The 15,309-nt window shown below is 56.5% G+C and carries 15 protein-coding genes; 6 read left to right on the top strand and 9 right to left on the bottom strand.

Annotated features, from left to right (window positions below; genetic code table 11):
- Nucleotides 1-109: 109 nt before the first annotated feature.
- The 6 genes from SIB73_RS04360 to SIB73_RS04335 form a co-directional block, all read right to left on the bottom strand.
- Entirely contained in the window at nucleotides 110-613 is a 504-nt protein-coding gene (locus SIB73_RS04360; RefSeq protein ID WP_413402633.1) for a hypothetical protein, read from the bottom strand.
- Nucleotides 610-1,218: a flavin prenyltransferase UbiX gene (locus SIB73_RS04355; RefSeq protein WP_413402635.1), complete on the bottom strand. Its 609-nt coding sequence runs from the start codon at nucleotides 1,216-1,218 to the stop codon at nucleotides 610-612. The genes SIB73_RS04360 and SIB73_RS04355 overlap by 4 nt, the downstream gene beginning before the upstream one ends.
- Nucleotides 1,215-3,578 (bottom strand): RNB domain-containing ribonuclease, encoded by a 2,364-nt coding sequence (locus SIB73_RS04350; protein ID WP_413406428.1) that lies wholly within the window; start codon nucleotides 3,576-3,578, stop codon nucleotides 1,215-1,217. The genes SIB73_RS04355 and SIB73_RS04350 overlap by 4 nt, the downstream gene beginning before the upstream one ends.
- 121 nt (nucleotides 3,579-3,699) lie before the next feature.
- Nucleotides 3,700-4,005 (bottom strand): TMEM165/GDT1 family protein, encoded by a 306-nt coding sequence (locus SIB73_RS04345; RefSeq protein ID WP_413402637.1) that lies wholly within the window; start codon nucleotides 4,003-4,005, stop codon nucleotides 3,700-3,702.
- A gap of 42 nt (nucleotides 4,006-4,047) precedes the next feature.
- Nucleotides 4,048-4,377, bottom strand: a complete 330-nt coding sequence (locus SIB73_RS04340) for a TMEM165/GDT1 family protein (RefSeq protein WP_413402639.1) — start codon at nucleotides 4,375-4,377, stop codon at nucleotides 4,048-4,050.
- Nucleotides 4,377-4,715 (bottom strand): YkgJ family cysteine cluster protein, encoded by a 339-nt coding sequence (locus SIB73_RS04335; RefSeq protein ID WP_413402641.1) that lies wholly within the window; start codon nucleotides 4,713-4,715, stop codon nucleotides 4,377-4,379. Before SIB73_RS04335 ends, SIB73_RS04340 begins: the two co-directional genes overlap by 1 nt.
- A 141-nt stretch (nucleotides 4,716-4,856) precedes the next feature.
- On the opposite strand from SIB73_RS04335, the gene psb30 reads away from it, so the two are divergent.
- Nucleotides 4,857-4,988: a photosystem II reaction center protein Ycf12/Psb30 gene (gene psb30, locus SIB73_RS04330; protein ID WP_413439723.1), complete on the top strand. Its 132-nt coding sequence runs from the start codon at nucleotides 4,857-4,859 to the stop codon at nucleotides 4,986-4,988.
- Here psb30 and SIB73_RS04325 read toward each other — a convergent pair.
- Entirely contained in the window at nucleotides 4,967-6,331 is a 1,365-nt protein-coding gene (locus SIB73_RS04325) for a chloride channel protein (RefSeq protein ID WP_413402642.1), read from the bottom strand. The genes psb30 and SIB73_RS04325 overlap by 22 nt on opposite strands.
- Complete coding sequence (gene recJ / locus SIB73_RS04320) at nucleotides 6,328-8,223, bottom strand: single-stranded-DNA-specific exonuclease RecJ (protein ID WP_413406430.1); 1,896 nt, start codon at nucleotides 8,221-8,223, stop codon at nucleotides 6,328-6,330. The genes SIB73_RS04325 and recJ overlap by 4 nt, the downstream gene beginning before the upstream one ends.
- Nucleotides 8,224-8,286: 63 nt before the next feature.
- On the opposite strand from recJ, the gene SIB73_RS04315 reads away from it, so the two are divergent.
- Genes SIB73_RS04315 through SIB73_RS04305 form a run of 3 tightly spaced genes read left to right on the top strand, consistent with a single transcriptional unit; the run spans nucleotide 8,287 to nucleotide 10,377 of the window.
- Entirely contained in the window at nucleotides 8,287-9,066 is a 780-nt protein-coding gene (locus tag SIB73_RS04315) for an HAD-IA family hydrolase (protein ID WP_413402644.1), read from the top strand.
- Nucleotides 9,063-9,401, top strand: a complete 339-nt coding sequence (locus tag SIB73_RS04310) for a DUF565 domain-containing protein (RefSeq protein ID WP_413402646.1) — start codon at nucleotides 9,063-9,065, stop codon at nucleotides 9,399-9,401. The genes SIB73_RS04315 and SIB73_RS04310 overlap by 4 nt, the downstream gene beginning before the upstream one ends.
- Nucleotides 9,402-9,429: 28 nt before the next feature.
- Nucleotides 9,430-10,377: a kinase gene (locus SIB73_RS04305; RefSeq protein ID WP_413402648.1), complete on the top strand. Its 948-nt coding sequence runs from the start codon at nucleotides 9,430-9,432 to the stop codon at nucleotides 10,375-10,377.
- Here SIB73_RS04305 and rpmF read toward each other — a convergent pair.
- Nucleotides 10,341-10,517, bottom strand: a complete 177-nt coding sequence (gene rpmF, locus SIB73_RS04300; protein ID WP_114992884.1) for a 50S ribosomal protein L32 — start codon at nucleotides 10,515-10,517, stop codon at nucleotides 10,341-10,343. The genes SIB73_RS04305 and rpmF overlap by 37 nt on opposite strands.
- A gap of 87 nt (nucleotides 10,518-10,604) precedes the next feature.
- On the opposite strand from rpmF, the gene ftsH reads away from it, so the two are divergent.
- The gene (gene ftsH, locus SIB73_RS04295) at nucleotides 10,605-12,467 is read left to right on the top strand and encodes an ATP-dependent zinc metalloprotease FtsH (protein ID WP_413406432.1); all 1,863 of its coding nucleotides are present in this window, start codon (nucleotides 10,605-10,607) and stop codon (nucleotides 12,465-12,467) included.
- A complete protein-coding gene (locus SIB73_RS04290) occupies nucleotides 12,464-15,274 on the top strand; it encodes a UPF0182 family protein (protein WP_413402649.1) in 2,811 nt (936 codons plus the stop codon). Before ftsH ends, SIB73_RS04290 begins: the two co-directional genes overlap by 4 nt.
- The last annotated feature ends 35 nt before the right edge of the window (nucleotides 15,275-15,309 follow it).

The following is a 15,309-nucleotide window of genomic DNA, read 5'->3' as shown; positions in this document are numbered from 1 at the left end:
TATCCGGAACGGAACTTGCTTCCTGTTTTGGAGGAGTGTCGGGGGTTTCGCTCACCGAACCTGTTTCGCTCGCGGGACTGTAGACAGCCCGGTGCACCTCTCACCAGTTTCACCAATCTGTCGGAAGCGGCTGATTCCAGTCTTCGCTTGATGTTGTTGAAGTCTGAACAGACTGCGCGGCAACACTTTCTCTGGGGTCGGCATCGGCGTCACTGCTCCTGGACGCACGTCCGGTTCTGATCACCCTGAACGGCACTGAAACAGTAGGAGCAGGCTCATGCACGTCTCTCTGGGGCCAGGGCATTGTTGCCGCTGTGGTGGCGGTGTGATGCGTTTCCTGCTCAGACGATTCTTGTTGCCATGCAAAGGGGCGACGGACTTCTCTTTGCATGGACTGTTGTGATGACGATCCTGCCGCCAGAACCCCTCCAGATCCAAGAACCGCTCCCGAGGTGGCGGCAACAGCCATCCAGACCCCGATGGGCAGCTTGGGTAACTCCCAGGTGAGAATGCGCAGACCGCCAGCCTTGCCCAGATTGAGTCCACCAATGAGCAAGGTGAGCAACAGTGGCGAAAGACAGGGGATCAGCAGAAGGCGCTGAAGAGATGTCATGACAGAGGCCCCTGCCAACGCTTCTGATCGGTGAGGGACTCACCTAACGAATCAAAAAGCCGCATCACCAGAAAATCAAGCATGTCGTCGATGCTTTCAGGCTGTGTGTACCAGGCCGGAATTGGTGGAGCAATTCTTGCTCCCGCTTCAGCGAGTGTGGTGAGGTTGCGTAAATGCAAGAGGTTCCATGGCATTTCCCGCGGTGCGATCACGAGAGGGCGCCCCTCCTTGAGATGAACATCCGCGCAACGCTCAAGCAGGTCACCTGCAAGGCCAGCAGCCAGGCGACCAACGGTTCCCATGGAGCAAGGCACCACCACCATTCCCCTGGTTGGAAAGCTTCCACTCGCGACAACAGCCGATTGATCATTCCACCGATGACAAATCAGCTGTCCTTCACTGACTCCGAGCCTTTCCCTCCAGAAACGTTCCTGAAGTCGGGGATCAACTGGAACAGAAATCGACCTTTCAGCCCTCCAGACGCCGTGGGCCCCTCGACTGAGGATCACATGCACGCTGAGATCACGGCGCAACATGCATTGCAGTGTGCGTTCAGCCAACTGCTGAGCGGACGCACCGCTGATACCGATCACATAGGGAGTCATTCCTCGCTCACAGCCACCGGCAGAGGATCATCTGAACGAGCGGCAATGGAAGGAACCACCTCGAGATCAATCTGATTTCTCAGAACATCAACCTTCAGTACCTTTACTTCGACGGTGTCACCCAATTGATAAACACGCCTGCTTCTACGACCAACAAGACGGTTCTGTCTTGAACGGTATTCATACCAGTCGTCATTCAGTGAGCTGACATGCACTAAACCCTCAACCATGGAAGGTGCGATTTCAACAAAAAATCCATAGCTCTGAACCCCGCTGATGACGCCGGTCTGCTGCTGATCGATCATCGGCTCGGCGCTGCGGGCCTTGGACATTGCGAGCACATCCCGCTTCAGTTCGGCCACCAGGTGGCGACGGGCATTCAAACGCTGAACAGTGCGCTCACGGATCAGGTCTTGAATTTTCTGTTCCTGTGATGCTGTGAACAGAGGCCAGTTCAATGAAGCGGCAACTCCCTTCTCTCCCAGTTTCACTTTGTTCTTCTGACGAACAGTCGGGCGATCCTTGCCGTCATTGAGCAGCGAACAGAGCACCTGCTGGTTGATGACATCGGCCTGATGCAAGGTTGGGCAGCACCACGGTGCGAAGGGATTCAAACGCTTCTTGTTGTTGGTAATGACATCGGAAGGATCCGAATCATCAATCTGAGGCTCATCTACCGAAGCAATCGAAGCCTCATCCGAGGAATCGGACGGGATTTGGTTGCTCTGACTGGAAACCCGGTAGCTGCTGTCAGGCAAAGCCAGCTTCAGTTGCAGGTTAAGGACATGACTGGATTTGCTGTTCGCAAGAGCCAGAGCCAGCTCGGATGCCATGGGGGCTCCGTCCTCATCCAGTTCGAGACAAACGTCCAGAGCGACGGCAGCCTTGGCAACATCGTTGAGAGCCGCATCATCCGCTGGTGGTGCGTCGAGGAGTATCGCCGGCAAACCAAGCTGACGACTGTGTTCTTCCCAGACACGATGAGCATGCCGGGTGAGAACGGAGAGTAAGGAATTCGGACAACTGGTATTCAGTGGTATCGCCCAGTTCTGCCCATCACCGTCGGGGGAGACCCTGTTGAGATCACCCAGATCATCCGCTTGAGCACGATTCAGATCCAGTTCGATGCGACCTTCCGATCGTTCGGCCTCCTGAAGCTTTTTTGCACAGAAAATCAGTGTTTCAAGCTGACCGATCTGATCTTTGATCGGCTTCAGAGCGGCAGGGATCGCTCTTGATTTGGGTTTACGAGATTCAAGAGCCTGGAGAGCATCAGTATCGACCTCAGCGACCGGGCAAACGCGACTGAGACAAAATTCCCAGTCACGCCATTCACCTTCCGATCCGATGTCAAGGCGTAACGAGACAGCGTCCTGAACCTCACCGACACGGAAACAACAGGCTTTCTCAAGCGCAGGACCGAGCAGAGGCTGCCAATGTCCACCGAGACAAAGGCTTTCTGCCTGATTGAGGAGCCACTGGTCGTAACTGTTCCCCTGGCTAAGACGTTCAGCCACAGCAGGGGCATGGATCCACAGTCGTGCCCCACCTTCGTGGGGAATGACATGAACAAGCGGCAATGCAGGAGCTCCATCGGCAGTCCATCCCCTGAGCATCAGTGCAGGTTGTTTGCTCAGATCCTGACGTTTCTTGGAGGTTGGAGCCTTGAAACTTGCACGAGGAGCAGCCGGACGCTGATGAAGATTGGCTTTCGTGAGCATCAGTTCACGATCAGCATCCGCACCACCGTCGAGAGGAAGCGATCGAGCAACGTGACCACGTGCCGGGAACTGCGCAATCGGAAAGCGATCAAGGACCACTTCGGCCACAGCCGTCCCGACGGGCTTGTCCGCGTGGCTTGCATCGTCTGGAGACAATTCGATCGATGCCAGCAAGCGATCGTCGAGAGGAACGGCAACAACCCGTTCATCCTGCTGTTCAACTGATGCAAGCAGGCTGGTGGTGGCCCGCTCAAGAATGCACTGCACCCCACCTTCAGGTGAGCGGCGTCTGCCGCCTTCACGGGTCAGCCTCACTAGCACACGATCGCCGTTCCAGGCGTGATTGAGCTGATGATCTCGGATATAAATATCATCTCCGCCGTCATCACGAATAGCGAAGCAGAATCCCTTGCTGCTGCAGCGAAGACGTGCCTCAACCAGATCAACAGCTGTTCCCCGACTGATGGCTCCATTGCTGTCGAGATCGAGGATTCCAAGGCGTGTCAGACCCTGTAGTGCAAGCCCAAGGGACTGTTTCTCAGCGCGATTGGTCAGGCGCAGAATCTTTTCGAGCCTGGCGGTCTCAAGGTTTCCTTCTGAAGGAACCTGATCAAGCAGGTCAGCGACCGTGAATTTCATCGGAACGGTGTACGGGAAGCGGCCTACAGGACCGGGAGGAGTCGTCTCGGGAGCGCTTGCAGCGGAAGAGTGCGCAATCCCTAAGGAACCAATAGTACGGGCCATGCGCGCACTTGGAGTTTCAGTCGTCAGCTGTTGCTGCTGACTCTGTCCCACTGAGAAGCGGCCAGAGCAATTTCAGTCCAATCGCAAGAAATCCAAGCGATGCCATGAGTTGCAACCAGTCGGCGGGAACGATGCCTGACAGAGATCCACCTGCAATGGCACCGATCAGGCTTGCCAGCACGAGCGCCGAGGCTGAGCCCAGAAACACAGCCAGCGGGCGGTTGGAGGTTCCGCTGATGGCAACCGTGGCCAGTTGTGTCTTGTCGCCGAGTTCCGCCAGGAAAACAGTGGCGAATGTGGAAAGAAGCAGGGGCAGATTCATGAAGGAGAAAGGTTCAGCGGCAGCTCGATCAGGACATGCCTCTCAGACAGGATTCGAGGACATCAACGATTGCAGTGCCTGAGAACCAAGCCAGAGGCCCAGGCCCAGCATCAACAATCCAGCCATCTGCTCAAGTCGCTCCGGCTGCATCACCGTTGAAAGCCAGCGTCCGACCAGGACACCGACAAGGCTGGAGCAGATCAACGCCAGTGCAGCACCGCCGAACACCAGCCAGGGCTGACCTGATTGTGCCGACAGCAGCAGTGTGGCGAGCTGGGTCTTGTCGCCAAGCTCAGCAAGGAAAACCGTTGTGAAGGTTGTCAGCAGAACAGTCGTGAAACCAGGACGTTGTGAGGTGCCGGAATCAGTCATCACGAAGGTTCCGATGAACGGATGAGACGTTCGAACTTACGCAGTTCCCTGCTGCGACCGCCATGAACCGAACGGATCTGTTGTCGGCAACAGGCGATTGCGAATGAATCCGCCTGCTCAGGATCAACACCGAACAAACCGCAGAGACTGCTGACTCGGCAGAAATCAGGACGGGAGTCATAGATGCGACAACTCCTCGAGCCACTGTCGAAATGGATGCACCAGCCGTCAGTTCCCACCATGGAGAGATATTGCTGTTGCTGCAGCGGATCCAGTGATTCGACAGCTTCCGGACGTTCATCAGGTGCCAGGCGGCAGCAGGCGCCGCATTGATTCATGCACGACCATTTCTCTCCATGGCGTGTCACGGGCAAACCCCGGAAACAGCGACAGCCCCTGGCAGCTGTGACAAGCCATCACAGAGGGAAGGCAGCTCCTGTACGAGAAGGGGGAGTGCCCCGTAGCCTGGACAAGGCATCATGCCTTTCAACTGCTTCCGTTTCATGGGACTCGATTTCCACCTGATCGCCAATTTCGCGGCACTGGCCCTGATCACCCTGGCCGGCCCCGCTGTGATCTTCATTCTCTTCTATCGCCGCGGTGCGCTCTGAAGCTTGCTGAGTCCGTGATACACCGGATCTCTGCAGACAAGTCGTCCGGTGTAAGCAGCCAAGACTGCTGCAAGCACAACTCCAGCGAACAGCTGTTGGTCTCCCGCCAGCCTCCAGGCGAAAACGATGGATACCAGCGGCAGTTGTGTTGCTCCTGAAAGGCCTGCTGCCAGTCCCAGGCCGATGCCGACCTGCGAACTGATTCCTGCGACGGCGCAGATTGTGTATCCAAGAACTGCACCGAAGGTGAGTGAGGGATCAATCAGTCCTCCAGGGACCCCTGGACTCAAAGCCAACATCGGCCCGATCACTCTGACCAGCGTCATCCATATGCTGATGATTCCCGTGATGATGTCGTGCTGAGGGCTCAGGGGAGTTGGCATTCCCTCTGCGATGAGCTGGCGAACAAGCGCTTCACCATCCGACGTGGAGGTGCCCCAGCTCATCAGAGCCAGGGCTGTCAACCCAGCACCGAGCCAGAGACCTGTCTGCAGGGGCCTGGTTCTGACAACCGGAGCCAGACGCCCGGTCAGCCAGACAAGTCCCTTGTTGAACAACCCACCGACGAGTCCGCAGACGATTCCGATCGGAAAAGCCAGCATCAGCTGCTCGATTTCGGGTGATGCGATGTTGAGGACACCAAGTCCGAACATCGGTTCTCCTCCGATGTTTGAGAAACCTGCAGCGGCGACGCTGACAACCAGCGCCGGCCAGATCGTCACGATCGAATACTCAGCGGTGAGTTCCTCAAGCATGAAGACAGCACCCAGCAGCGGTGTGTTGAAACCACCTGCAAGTCCTGCACCACCACCGATGGCGACGATCTGGCGTTCATTCAGGGAAGGAAGCCAGCCGCGGAAACGCTGATGAAAGGACCTCGCCACAGCTGCACCGAACTGAACCACCGGTCCTTCCCTGCCGAGAGGAAGCATCGCGACGGTGGCGATCGACCAGAGAATTCCTCGCTGAACAGTTCCCGGAGCTGCCATGGCTCGAGGCAGTTGTGACGGGTCTTCAAGTCCATTCATCGTTGATGGAATGCCGGAACCTGCTCCGGCGTTCCATGGACCCCGCTGGAGAAGCAGCAACAGCGGCATCACTCCCAGCGGCATCAAGGCCACGCCCACTCCTCTCCAGGTCCACTGCTCGGCCGCTGATGTCGGCATCAGTGCGTAAAGCTGATCCTGAATGCGATCGACGAGATTCAGCGGTAGGCAGGCCAGTCCGATCAGCACCCCGACCAGAACAAGACCGATGAAATGACGCGCAACACCTTTGAGCCGACTCTGTGACGGCAGCGTCCCAGGAATCAGGACGGGTTCATGGCGGCTGTCCGGACTCATGGGCGTAAACCGAGACCGATACAGGCCTCCTGCAGTAATGCCGCAACGTAAGGGTGCCTGGCACGACTGTCGTCGCTTTCAAGTTCACCCTCGCGATTGACACGGCTCACCAGAAACTGCCCGTCTGAATTGATCAACTTCAGGCTGTTGCTGTCAACGCGATGGACGCGATAGCACCCACGCGAACGCTGCAGTTCCATCACTTCAAGGTGAGGACGAAGGGCCTGGATCTCAAGTTGAAAACGTGTCTCTCCTCCCCAGTGATTCTGAGTCACTGTGTAGGTCGCATCAATCATCTGACTGAGTTCAGCCTTTTCAGGCCAACGCCAGACAATCGCCTGACGCTCAACTCCACGTTGTTCAAGTTTCAGGCGTAGATGTCCCCCACGCAGCACCTTTTGATCAGTGATCCGGCACCCCCTGGACCAGAACAGCGGTTTTGGATGACCAGCCCCGAACGGTTCCAGCTTCTGCAGAGCGTCCCAGAATGAATGATCGATTTGATCGAGCTCCAGAAGCGCCTCAGGTTCGACCAGCAGATCCTCGCCTCGTTTCTGCAGCCATTCCGCCGCAAGCGTGTTGAGAGCCTGATGCAAGGCACTGACAGCCGTCACCTGCACAGTGAATCCGCCCGCGGCGGGATGGCCTCCGTGTCTGACCAGAAGATCACTGCAGTGCTGCAGTGCACGATCAACAGCAAAACCATCCGGTGCGCGCACCGAAGCACGCATTTGCCCGTCTCCGTCACTGGCCAGCAACGCCGCTGGGCGTTGATAACGCTCAACAAGACGCGCGGCAACAATGCCGATCACCCCGTGATGCCAATGGCCCTGAGCAAGCAGCAGAAAGGGAGGCAGCGGTGAGGGATCACTTTCAAGCAATGCCACAGCCTCCGCTTCGATCGCATCGCACAGCTCGCGTCGCTGACGGTTGAGAGCATCACACCGGCGCCCGAGCTCAAATGCACGATTCGGATCGTCAGCAGTGAGAAGGTCGACCACGAGGGAGGGTTCGCCGATGCGGCCCACCGCATTGATTCTCGGAGCCAGCTGGAAACCGATGTCATCGGCACGCAAAGGACGATCTCCAAGCCCGGCCAGTTGTTGCAGGGCCTGAACTCCAGGGCAGCGGCTTCGATGCAGATGATTCAGTCCTTCCCGCAACAGGATTCGGTTCGCACCTGTGAGTGGAGCCATATCAGCCACTGTGCCGATGCAGAACAGATCTCTCGCTGTGCTGATCGAAGCAGGGTGATTCAACTCCGCGGCCAATGCTCTGGCCAGCACGTAGGCCAGTCCGACCCCTGCCAGACAGCCATAGGGAGAGCCTTTTGGCGTGGTGTCGGGATGAATCAGAGCCAGCGCCTTCGGTCGGTTGGCAGGAAGAGTGTGGTGATCGGTCAGAACCACCTCCAGATCAAGCTCTGAAGCTCTTTCGAGAGCTTCATGAGCGGCGACTCCGTTGTCGACCGTCACCAGCAGACGGACACCATCCGCATGGAGCTGTTCCACCATGCCTCTGTTGAGTCCGTATCCATCCTCCATTCGGCTTGGAATGGCCGCCAGAGGATTCGCCCCCATGGCTTCGAGAGCACGCATCAGCAGTGCAGTGCTGGTCATGCCGTCGGCGTCGTAATCGCCGCAGATGGCGACAGACTCCTTGTTGAGGCATGCAGTCTTAAGTCTCTTGAGCGCTGTCCTCAACTCGGGAAAATGACGACCCGCATCCGGCAGCGGTTGATCACTGAGCAACCAAGTGACCTGTTCAGGACTCTGAAGTCCGCGTCTGAACAAAACCGCTTTAAGAGCCAGAGGCAGATCCACTGCTGGAAGTGGATCACCCTTGATCGGTTGTGGGAGTCGCCACTGCTGATCCCGGGCGCCTGCCACCATGCCGAATGCAAACGATCGCTGCATTGTGGGCCCTCATCGCCTTAAAAGCGATCGGTCAAGCTGGTGCCCGATCGAGTCCTCGGCATGACGCGTTTGCAGGCTGTTTTCTGGGATGTGGATGGAACGCTTGCCGACACCGAACTGAATGGTCATCGTCCTGCATTCAACAGGGCATTCGCAGACTGTGGCCTCAGCTGGAACTGGAATGAGCAGCTCTACCTGGATTTGCTGAGCATCCCGGGTGGAAGGCAGCGCATGAAGTTCTTTGCTGAAGAGATGGGCGAAACACTGGATCCAGCCTCTCTCGAACGGTTGCGTCTTTCCAAACAACAGCACTACCTCAGGATCGTTTCGTCTGGAGCCGTGACCCTGCGACCCGGTGTCAGACGGCTTCTGCTCGAGCTCAAATCCGCAGGAGTGCTGCAGTGGGTTGTGACCAGCAGTGGACATGCTTCGGTTCAGGCGCTGCTCAACTCCCTGCCCAGCGAGTTGATGGACGTGTTTCAGGGAATGGTCACCGCTGATGACGTCGAAAGACACAAACCTTGTCCTGACCCCTATCAACTGGCGCTTGAACTGAGTGGATCAGAGCGGGAAGCCGTTGTTGTTTTCGAGGACTCATTTCCTGGTCTGCAGTCTGCCCACACAGCAGGTCTGCGCTGTGTGCTGACTCCGTCGCCATGGGACAAGCAGCTTGAAAACAACAGGCAACATGCTGATGTCATTGTCGATCAGCTTGGAGAGCCTGACCAGCCGGCAAGAATCTTCAGTGGACCCCCTTGTGCAGATGGTCTGATCACGCTGGAGTACCTCAAGCTGCTAATCACGACCCCCTCTCGATGACCCTTCAGGCCACGCGCTACGAGCAGTTGCAGCGGCGAATCGGCAGGCAGCTGAATCAGGTTCTTGTTGGTCCCTGGCGGAGACGCAGTGTGGGTGTTCTCGCTCTGCTGTTCGGCTTCATCATCGGAAGTAACGTCACGATGATCTGGTTTCAGAGATCCGGTCAGAACCGTCCTGTGGCAGTACTGGTGATGGTGCTGATCATTGAACTGATCGTGCGACTGCGCACCAGGGTGCGTCCGGGACCCTGGCCACTCCCCTGGCTCGCCCTCGACAACCTGCGTATCGGCACGGTGTATGCCGTGGTGCTCGAGGCCTACAAGCTTGGATCCTGATTGCTGGAACAAGTCAGTCCCCCTTCAGGTGACGGATGGGCACCAGCTCCTGGTCGCCAGTCTCGGCTGGCCCAATGTTGATGACTGGTGGAACCGCTGGGAAGGCGTTGGTGGTGTGAACCTCGCCAGAGATCGGTGGTCCGTCCCGGTCATGGATGCCTGGGTTACTTTCGTTGGTCTGCCATTGCTCAGCCGGGTTGAATGCGCTCTGTCAGAGGGCAGACGAGTGCTTCTCGGTGTCAGCGCTCTGCCTGGCTGCGGCAAGTCAACCCTTTGCAGCTGGGTCAAATCCGCGAGTCAGACGCTGGGCTGGCCCGTGGAACATCTGTCGCTTGATGATTTTTACTGGCCTGCCGAGCAGCTGGATAAAAGTGTTCAGGGAAATCCCTGGTCCGTTCCGAGAGCGCTTCCTGGAAGCCATGACATCGATGGCATGCTCCAGTCGCTTGAAACGTGGAAAGAAAGCGGTCTGATCACTGCTCCCCGCTTTGACAAAGCACTCCGCAACGGCCGGGGGGATCGTTTCGGAAGCAGCAGTTCCCGATCACAAGTGGTGCTGCTGGAAGGCTGGTTTCTGGGTGCATCGCCGCATCCCTCAATCGAAACGGAAATCGTTGAAGGGTTGTCCGATCAGGAGCTGGAATGGCGATCCAGAGCTGAGTCCCTGCTTGCTGATTATCGGCAGATCTGGACATGCCTGGATGACCTCTGGCATCTGCGAGCCATTCACAGCGGTCTGTCATCTCAGTGGAAGCGACAGCAGCTGGCCACGTTGGAACAACACAGTGGCGTTGGGTTCCGCCCGAATGAGCTCTCCGACTTCAATCGAATGGTGCTTGCAGCTCTGCCGCCGAGCTGGTTGCACAACATTGCTCGAGCTGGAGTGGTGATCGATCTCACGGGATCACGCAGCATCCGTGAGATCAAAGTGTTGAGAACTCAGCTTTCAGCTTCTTCTTCTTCAGCAACTGGGTAGACAAATCCCTGAGCCCGTCCGCTCAATACGGACTTACCAATGGAAAGCGCACGTTGAGCTGCAGTGGCAGCCTTGGCCTTCCAGACAGCATGACGCTGATTGCGCTTGCTTTTCGAGGTTTTCTTCTTCGGGACGGCCATCGCGGGCGTTGCACTGCCAAACAGCCATGATCCACTTCGAAGTCGCCACTCGTCAAATCGCTAATCTTGGTTCGACGCATCAGCGGTGTGAGTTCAGAGCAGCCGACCCAGTCAGAGCAGGGAACTCCAGCGCCCAATTCAAAGCCTGACGAACAACAGACAAGTCCGTTCGCTCTGTTCCGCAAGCAACCGGATGTGAGTTACAGCACCCTGCTGAAGCAAATTTCATCAGGTTCCGTCAAGGAACTGGTGTTGGTGCCAGCCCGGCGTCAGGTGATCGTCACCTACCGCGATGGCAAATCAGTCACAGTTCCAGTCCTGGCGAATGATCAGCAGATTCTGAGAGTTGCCGAGGCTTCGGGTACTCCGCTGAATGTCAAGGATGTGCGCCAGGAACAGGCTTTGGCAGGGCTTGCCGGGAATCTGGCTTTGATTGTGCTGATCGTTGTGGGCCTTTCATTGCTGTTGCGCCGTTCTGCACAGGCAGCCAACAAAGCGATGGGTTTCGGGCGCAGTCAGGCGAGAACAAGTCCTCAGGAGGACATCACTGTTCGGTTTGAGGATGTCGCAGGCATTGGTGAAGCCAAGGAGGAACTGCAGGAGGTCGTCACCTTTCTGAAACAGCCGGAGACCTTCATCAAGCTTGGTGCTCGGATTCCCCGGGGAGTGTTGTTGATCGGCCCTCCAGGAACCGGTAAAACTCTTCTCGCAAGGGCTATCGCCGGGGAAGCAGGCGTTCCTTTCTTTTCCATCGCTGCTTCTGAATTCGTCGAATTGTTTGTTGGTGTCGGAGCCAGTCGGGTCAGAGATCTGTTTCGAAAAGCCAAGGAAAAAGCTCCGTGCATCGTGTTCATTGACGAGATCGATGCTGTCGGCCGACAGAGAGGTGCCGGGATCGGTGGAGGAAACGATGAGCGTGAACAAACCCTGAATCAGTTGCTCACCGAGATGGATGGGTTTGCTGACAACTCGGGGGTGATTCTCCTGGCAGCAACAAACCGCGCAGATGTTCTGGACACAGCGCTCATGCGTCCTGGACGATTTGATCGGCGTATTCAGGTCGGTCTCCCCGATCGCCGCGGTCGTGAATCGATCCTGGCTGTACATGCACGAACCCGTCCCTTGTCGGATGAGGTGTCTCTTGCTGACTGGGCGAGCAGAACCCCTGGTTTTTCAGGAGCGGATCTGGCGAATCTTCTCAATGAAGCGGCCATTCTCACGGCCCGTCATGAAGCATCTTTCCTGGGTAACAGAGAGCTTGAGGAAGCGCTGGAACGCATCACGATGGGCCTCACAGCTGCTCCGCTCCAGGACGGAGCAAAGAAGCGATTGATTGCTTATCACGAAATCGGCCATGCACTCGTGGCGGCGCTCACACCCCATGCCGACCCGGTGGATAAGGTCACCCTGCTTCCACGCAGTGGTGGTGTTGGTGGGTTCACCCGTTTCTTCCCTGATGAGGAGATCATTGACTCCGGGCTTGTCACGCGTTCCTATCTGAGAGCAAGGCTGGTGATGGCCTTAGGCGGTCGTGCAGCGGAGATTGTGGTTTTCGGAGACTCTGAGGTGACCCAGGGTGCCAGCGGTGATCTCCAGATGGTGTCGCAGCTCGCACGGGAAATGGTGACGCGCTTCGGCTTCTCCGATCTTGGACCGGTTGCTCTGGAAGGCCAGGATCAGGAAGTGTTCCTCGGACGAGATCTGGTCAACACCAGACAGGCCTATGCCGAAAGCACAGGTCGTGAGATCGACCGACGGGTCCGATCGCTGGCACAGGACGCTCTGCAACAGGCCATCGATCTTCTGAAGCCGAGGCGGCAGCTCATGGATCGCCTCGTGGAAGCGCTGATCGAGGAAGAGACCCTCCAGTCCGATCGCTTCCACGCCCTGGCAGGGCTCGACGTCTCCTCGAGGAGTCCTAGCCTGAAGCAGCTGCCGGCCGGGGCTTGAGCCTGCTCAAACGGGGCCTTCCCTCCCTCTCGAGTTCATCAGCGGTGGGGTTGCTGCTGATCTTTCCCGTCTTCTGGCTGTTCGCCAGGCTCCAGGTTGAGTGGTCCTGGTTCGCTCAGTTCGGCCAACAGGGAACCTATGGGCAGCGGCTTGGCTTTCAGCTTCTCGGCGCTGGTTTGGCGTTTCTGCTGGTTCTGTTCACGGCCTTGTGGCGACACCGCTGGATGCAGGCCTATATCCCCACACCCCGAGGGGAGATCCCCGCATCGAGTGGAGGCATCTATTTCCTTTCGCTGTTCGCCTGCCTCTCCATCCTTCTCAGCGTTCTCGCAGTCACAACAAGACTGGCGTGGCTGGCATGGAAGCAGCCCTTTCTCCTGGCCCACTGGTGGAGTGTTCCGTTTCGACCGGAATGGAGTGTTCTGTTCATCAGCATCCTGCTGATCGTGCTGATCACTTTGGGGCTTGGCCGGAGGCGAAGAATCAACCTGGCCTTTCTGTACGGAAGCCTTTGCCTCTGTGTTGTGGCAGGTCGCAGCTGGGGCCTCTGGGCGCTGGCCATCACGATTCCAGATTCCGGGACGGCGGACCCACTGCTGGGAGCTGATCTCAGTTTCGGCTTGGCGCGATTTTCAGCGATCGCACTGGCTCTCCAGCTGCTGCTCCTTCAGATCCTTCTGACTCTGAGCACCTCGGCATGGAGTCGACTGACCCGTTCCCCCTGTCTGAGTGACTGGGGATTCCCTGGCTGGAATGAACAGGAACGGGCATTGCTTCGACCTGCACTGGTGGTTCTGTTGCTGGTGCTGGCTGCTCTCACATGGCTCGTACGTCATCAACTCCTCTGGACTCAAAGCGGGCTTATCGCCGGCGCAGGCTGGATTGACATCCATCTGCGGCTTCCGCTTCGTGAATGGGTTGCTCTTCTGCTTGTGCTGATGGCCGGCACTTGTCTGCCATGGCCGGGGAAGAGGCAGCGCCAACGACGTCGCCTCAGAACAGCACTGTTCACGCTTGCTTTGATCGCCGTTCTGTCGGAACTTCTGCTTTCACCGATTGTCCAGTGGATGGTGGTTCGGCCCCGTGAGCTGCAACTCGAGACTCCGTATCTCAGCCGATCGATCGCTGCGACCCGTCAGGCCTATCAACTGGATTCGATCAGGGCCCGAGGGATCACACCGACCCAGGAGATCAGTGAAGAGGACCTGATCAAGGGAGCCAGCACCCTGCAGAACATCAGGCTCTGGGACAGCCAACCAATGCTGGACACCAATCGCCAATTGCAGCAACTCAGGGTTTATTACCAGTTTGCAAATGCATCCGTTGATCGTTACCCACTCAATGAGGGAAGTAATGAGAATCAACAGGTGATCATTTCAGCGCGCGAGTTAGACCAGGCCTCACTTCCTGCTCGCTCGAGAACCTGGCAGAACAAACATTTTGTTTTCACTCATGGCTTTGGTTTCACTATGAATCCTGTGGATACACGCGAACCGGACGGACTGCCGGCTTACTTCATCAGCGATCTGGGTCAATCCACACAAATTGAAGGAAACAAGTCTCTAGGCATCAGCAAGGAAACCGTGGAACGTGAAGTTCCCATTGGACGCGCTGCACTTTACTTTGGATCACTGTATTCACCTTACGCGGTTGCACCAACAAAAATCGATGAATTTGATTACCCCGAAGGTGACGAGAACACTTACAACCATTATTCAGGTTCAGCAGGCGTTCCCCTTGAACATCTTTGGCAAAGGATTACTGCAGCGACCTATCTAGCGGATCCACGTTTTCTGAATACAGGAGCTCTCACAAAAGAATCTCGTCTGCTTCTGCGACGTGACGTCAAAGAAAGAGTTCACGCACTGGCGCCTTTTCTGGATCTGATGGGTGAGCCATATCTTGTCTCCGTACCTATTGACGATGCTCCCAGTGGTTATCAACAGGGTCAGCATCAGTACTGGATTGTTGATGCATTCACATCATCAAGAACCGTTCCCTATGCATCAACACTTCCTGATGGTCGACCTCTTCGCTATCTACGAAATTCGGTTAAAGCTGTTGTGGATGCTTACAACGGCAAAGTTCATTTTTATATCAATGAACCGAACGACCCAATGATTCAAGGTTGGACCAAGGTTTTTCCATCATTGTTTGAAAATCTTGAAAATATGCCCACTAGCCTTAGACGTCACCTGATGGTTTCTCAGGCACAGTTTGAACTTCAAGTGCAGCAACTTCTCCGTTATCACGTCACCAACCCTCGCATTTTTTACAGTGGCGATGATGTTTGGCAAGTACCCAAGGAGTTGTACGGAAATAATCAGATTCCTGTAGCTCCGTACCACATCACGGCCCAGGTGAAACCAAGCCCGAATTCAGAGTTTCTGCTGCTTCAGCCGTTGACTCCTCTTGCACGACCAAATCTCTCGGCCTGGTTGGCGGCAAGAAACGACGATGAACACTATGGCGAGTTGATTCTTTTGCGGTTCCCTACTGACATTCCGATTTTTGGCCCGGAACAGGTTCAGGCGCTGATCAATCAAGACCCTGCAATCAGCCAGCAGTTTGCCCTTTGGGACCGGGCAGGCTCACAGGTGGTTCAGGGAAATCTCCTTGTTGTACCTGTCGGTGATTCGCTTCTCTATGTCGAACCGATTTATCTGCGAGCACAACAAGGTGGGCTGCCAACACTGACTCGAATTGTGGTCAGTGACGGACGTCGCGTTGCAATGGCAGCTGATCTGGATCAAGGATTGAAGTCATTGCTGGAGAGACGGCAGCAGGAAACCCTCAAAGCCACATAAAAAAGGTCCGCTGTGAGCGGACCTTGGAGGTACCA

This window comes from Synechococcus sp. MIT S9509, from assembly GCF_047303035.1.
In the GTDB taxonomy this organism is placed as follows: Bacteria; Cyanobacteriota; Cyanobacteriia; order PCC-6307; family Cyanobiaceae; genus Synechococcus_C.
The sequence above is the reverse complement of the archived record's forward strand: the minus strand, read 5'-3'. Positions and strand labels throughout refer to the sequence as shown.

Bases quoted from the DNA above. Each gene is read 5' to 3' on its own strand.
- rpmF (WP_114992884.1), bottom strand. From the start codon at position 10,517: ATGGCCGTCCCGAAGAAGAAAACCTCGAAAAGCAAGCGCAATCAGCGT.
- SIB73_RS04345 (WP_413402637.1), bottom strand. From the start codon at position 4,005: ATGAATCTGCCCCTGCTTCTTTCCACATTCGCCACTGTTTTCCTGGCG.
- recJ (WP_413406430.1), bottom strand. From the start codon at position 8,223: ATGGTGGCAGGCGCCCGGGATCAGCAGTGGCGACTCCCACAACCGATC.
- SIB73_RS04350 (WP_413406428.1), bottom strand. From the start codon at position 3,578: ATGAAATTCACGGTCGCTGACCTGCTTGATCAGGTTCCTTCAGAAGGA.
- SIB73_RS04355 (WP_413402635.1), bottom strand. From the start codon at position 1,218: ATGACTCCCTATGTGATCGGTATCAGCGGTGCGTCCGCTCAGCAGTTG.
- SIB73_RS04310 (WP_413402646.1), top strand. From the start codon at position 9,063: ATGACCCTTCAGGCCACGCGCTACGAGCAGTTGCAGCGGCGAATCGGC.
- SIB73_RS04335 (WP_413402641.1), bottom strand. From the start codon at position 4,715: ATGAATCAATGCGGCGCCTGCTGCCGCCTGGCACCTGATGAACGTCCG.
- psb30 (WP_413439723.1), top strand. From the start codon at position 4,857: ATGCCTTTCAACTGCTTCCGTTTCATGGGACTCGATTTCCACCTGATC.
- SIB73_RS04325 (WP_413402642.1), bottom strand. From the start codon at position 6,331: ATGAGTCCGGACAGCCGCCATGAACCCGTCCTGATTCCTGGGACGCTG.
- SIB73_RS04340 (WP_413402639.1), bottom strand. From the start codon at position 4,377: ATGACTGATTCCGGCACCTCACAACGTCCTGGTTTCACGACTGTTCTG.
- SIB73_RS04360 (WP_413402633.1), bottom strand. From the start codon at position 613: ATGACATCTCTTCAGCGCCTTCTGCTGATCCCCTGTCTTTCGCCACTG.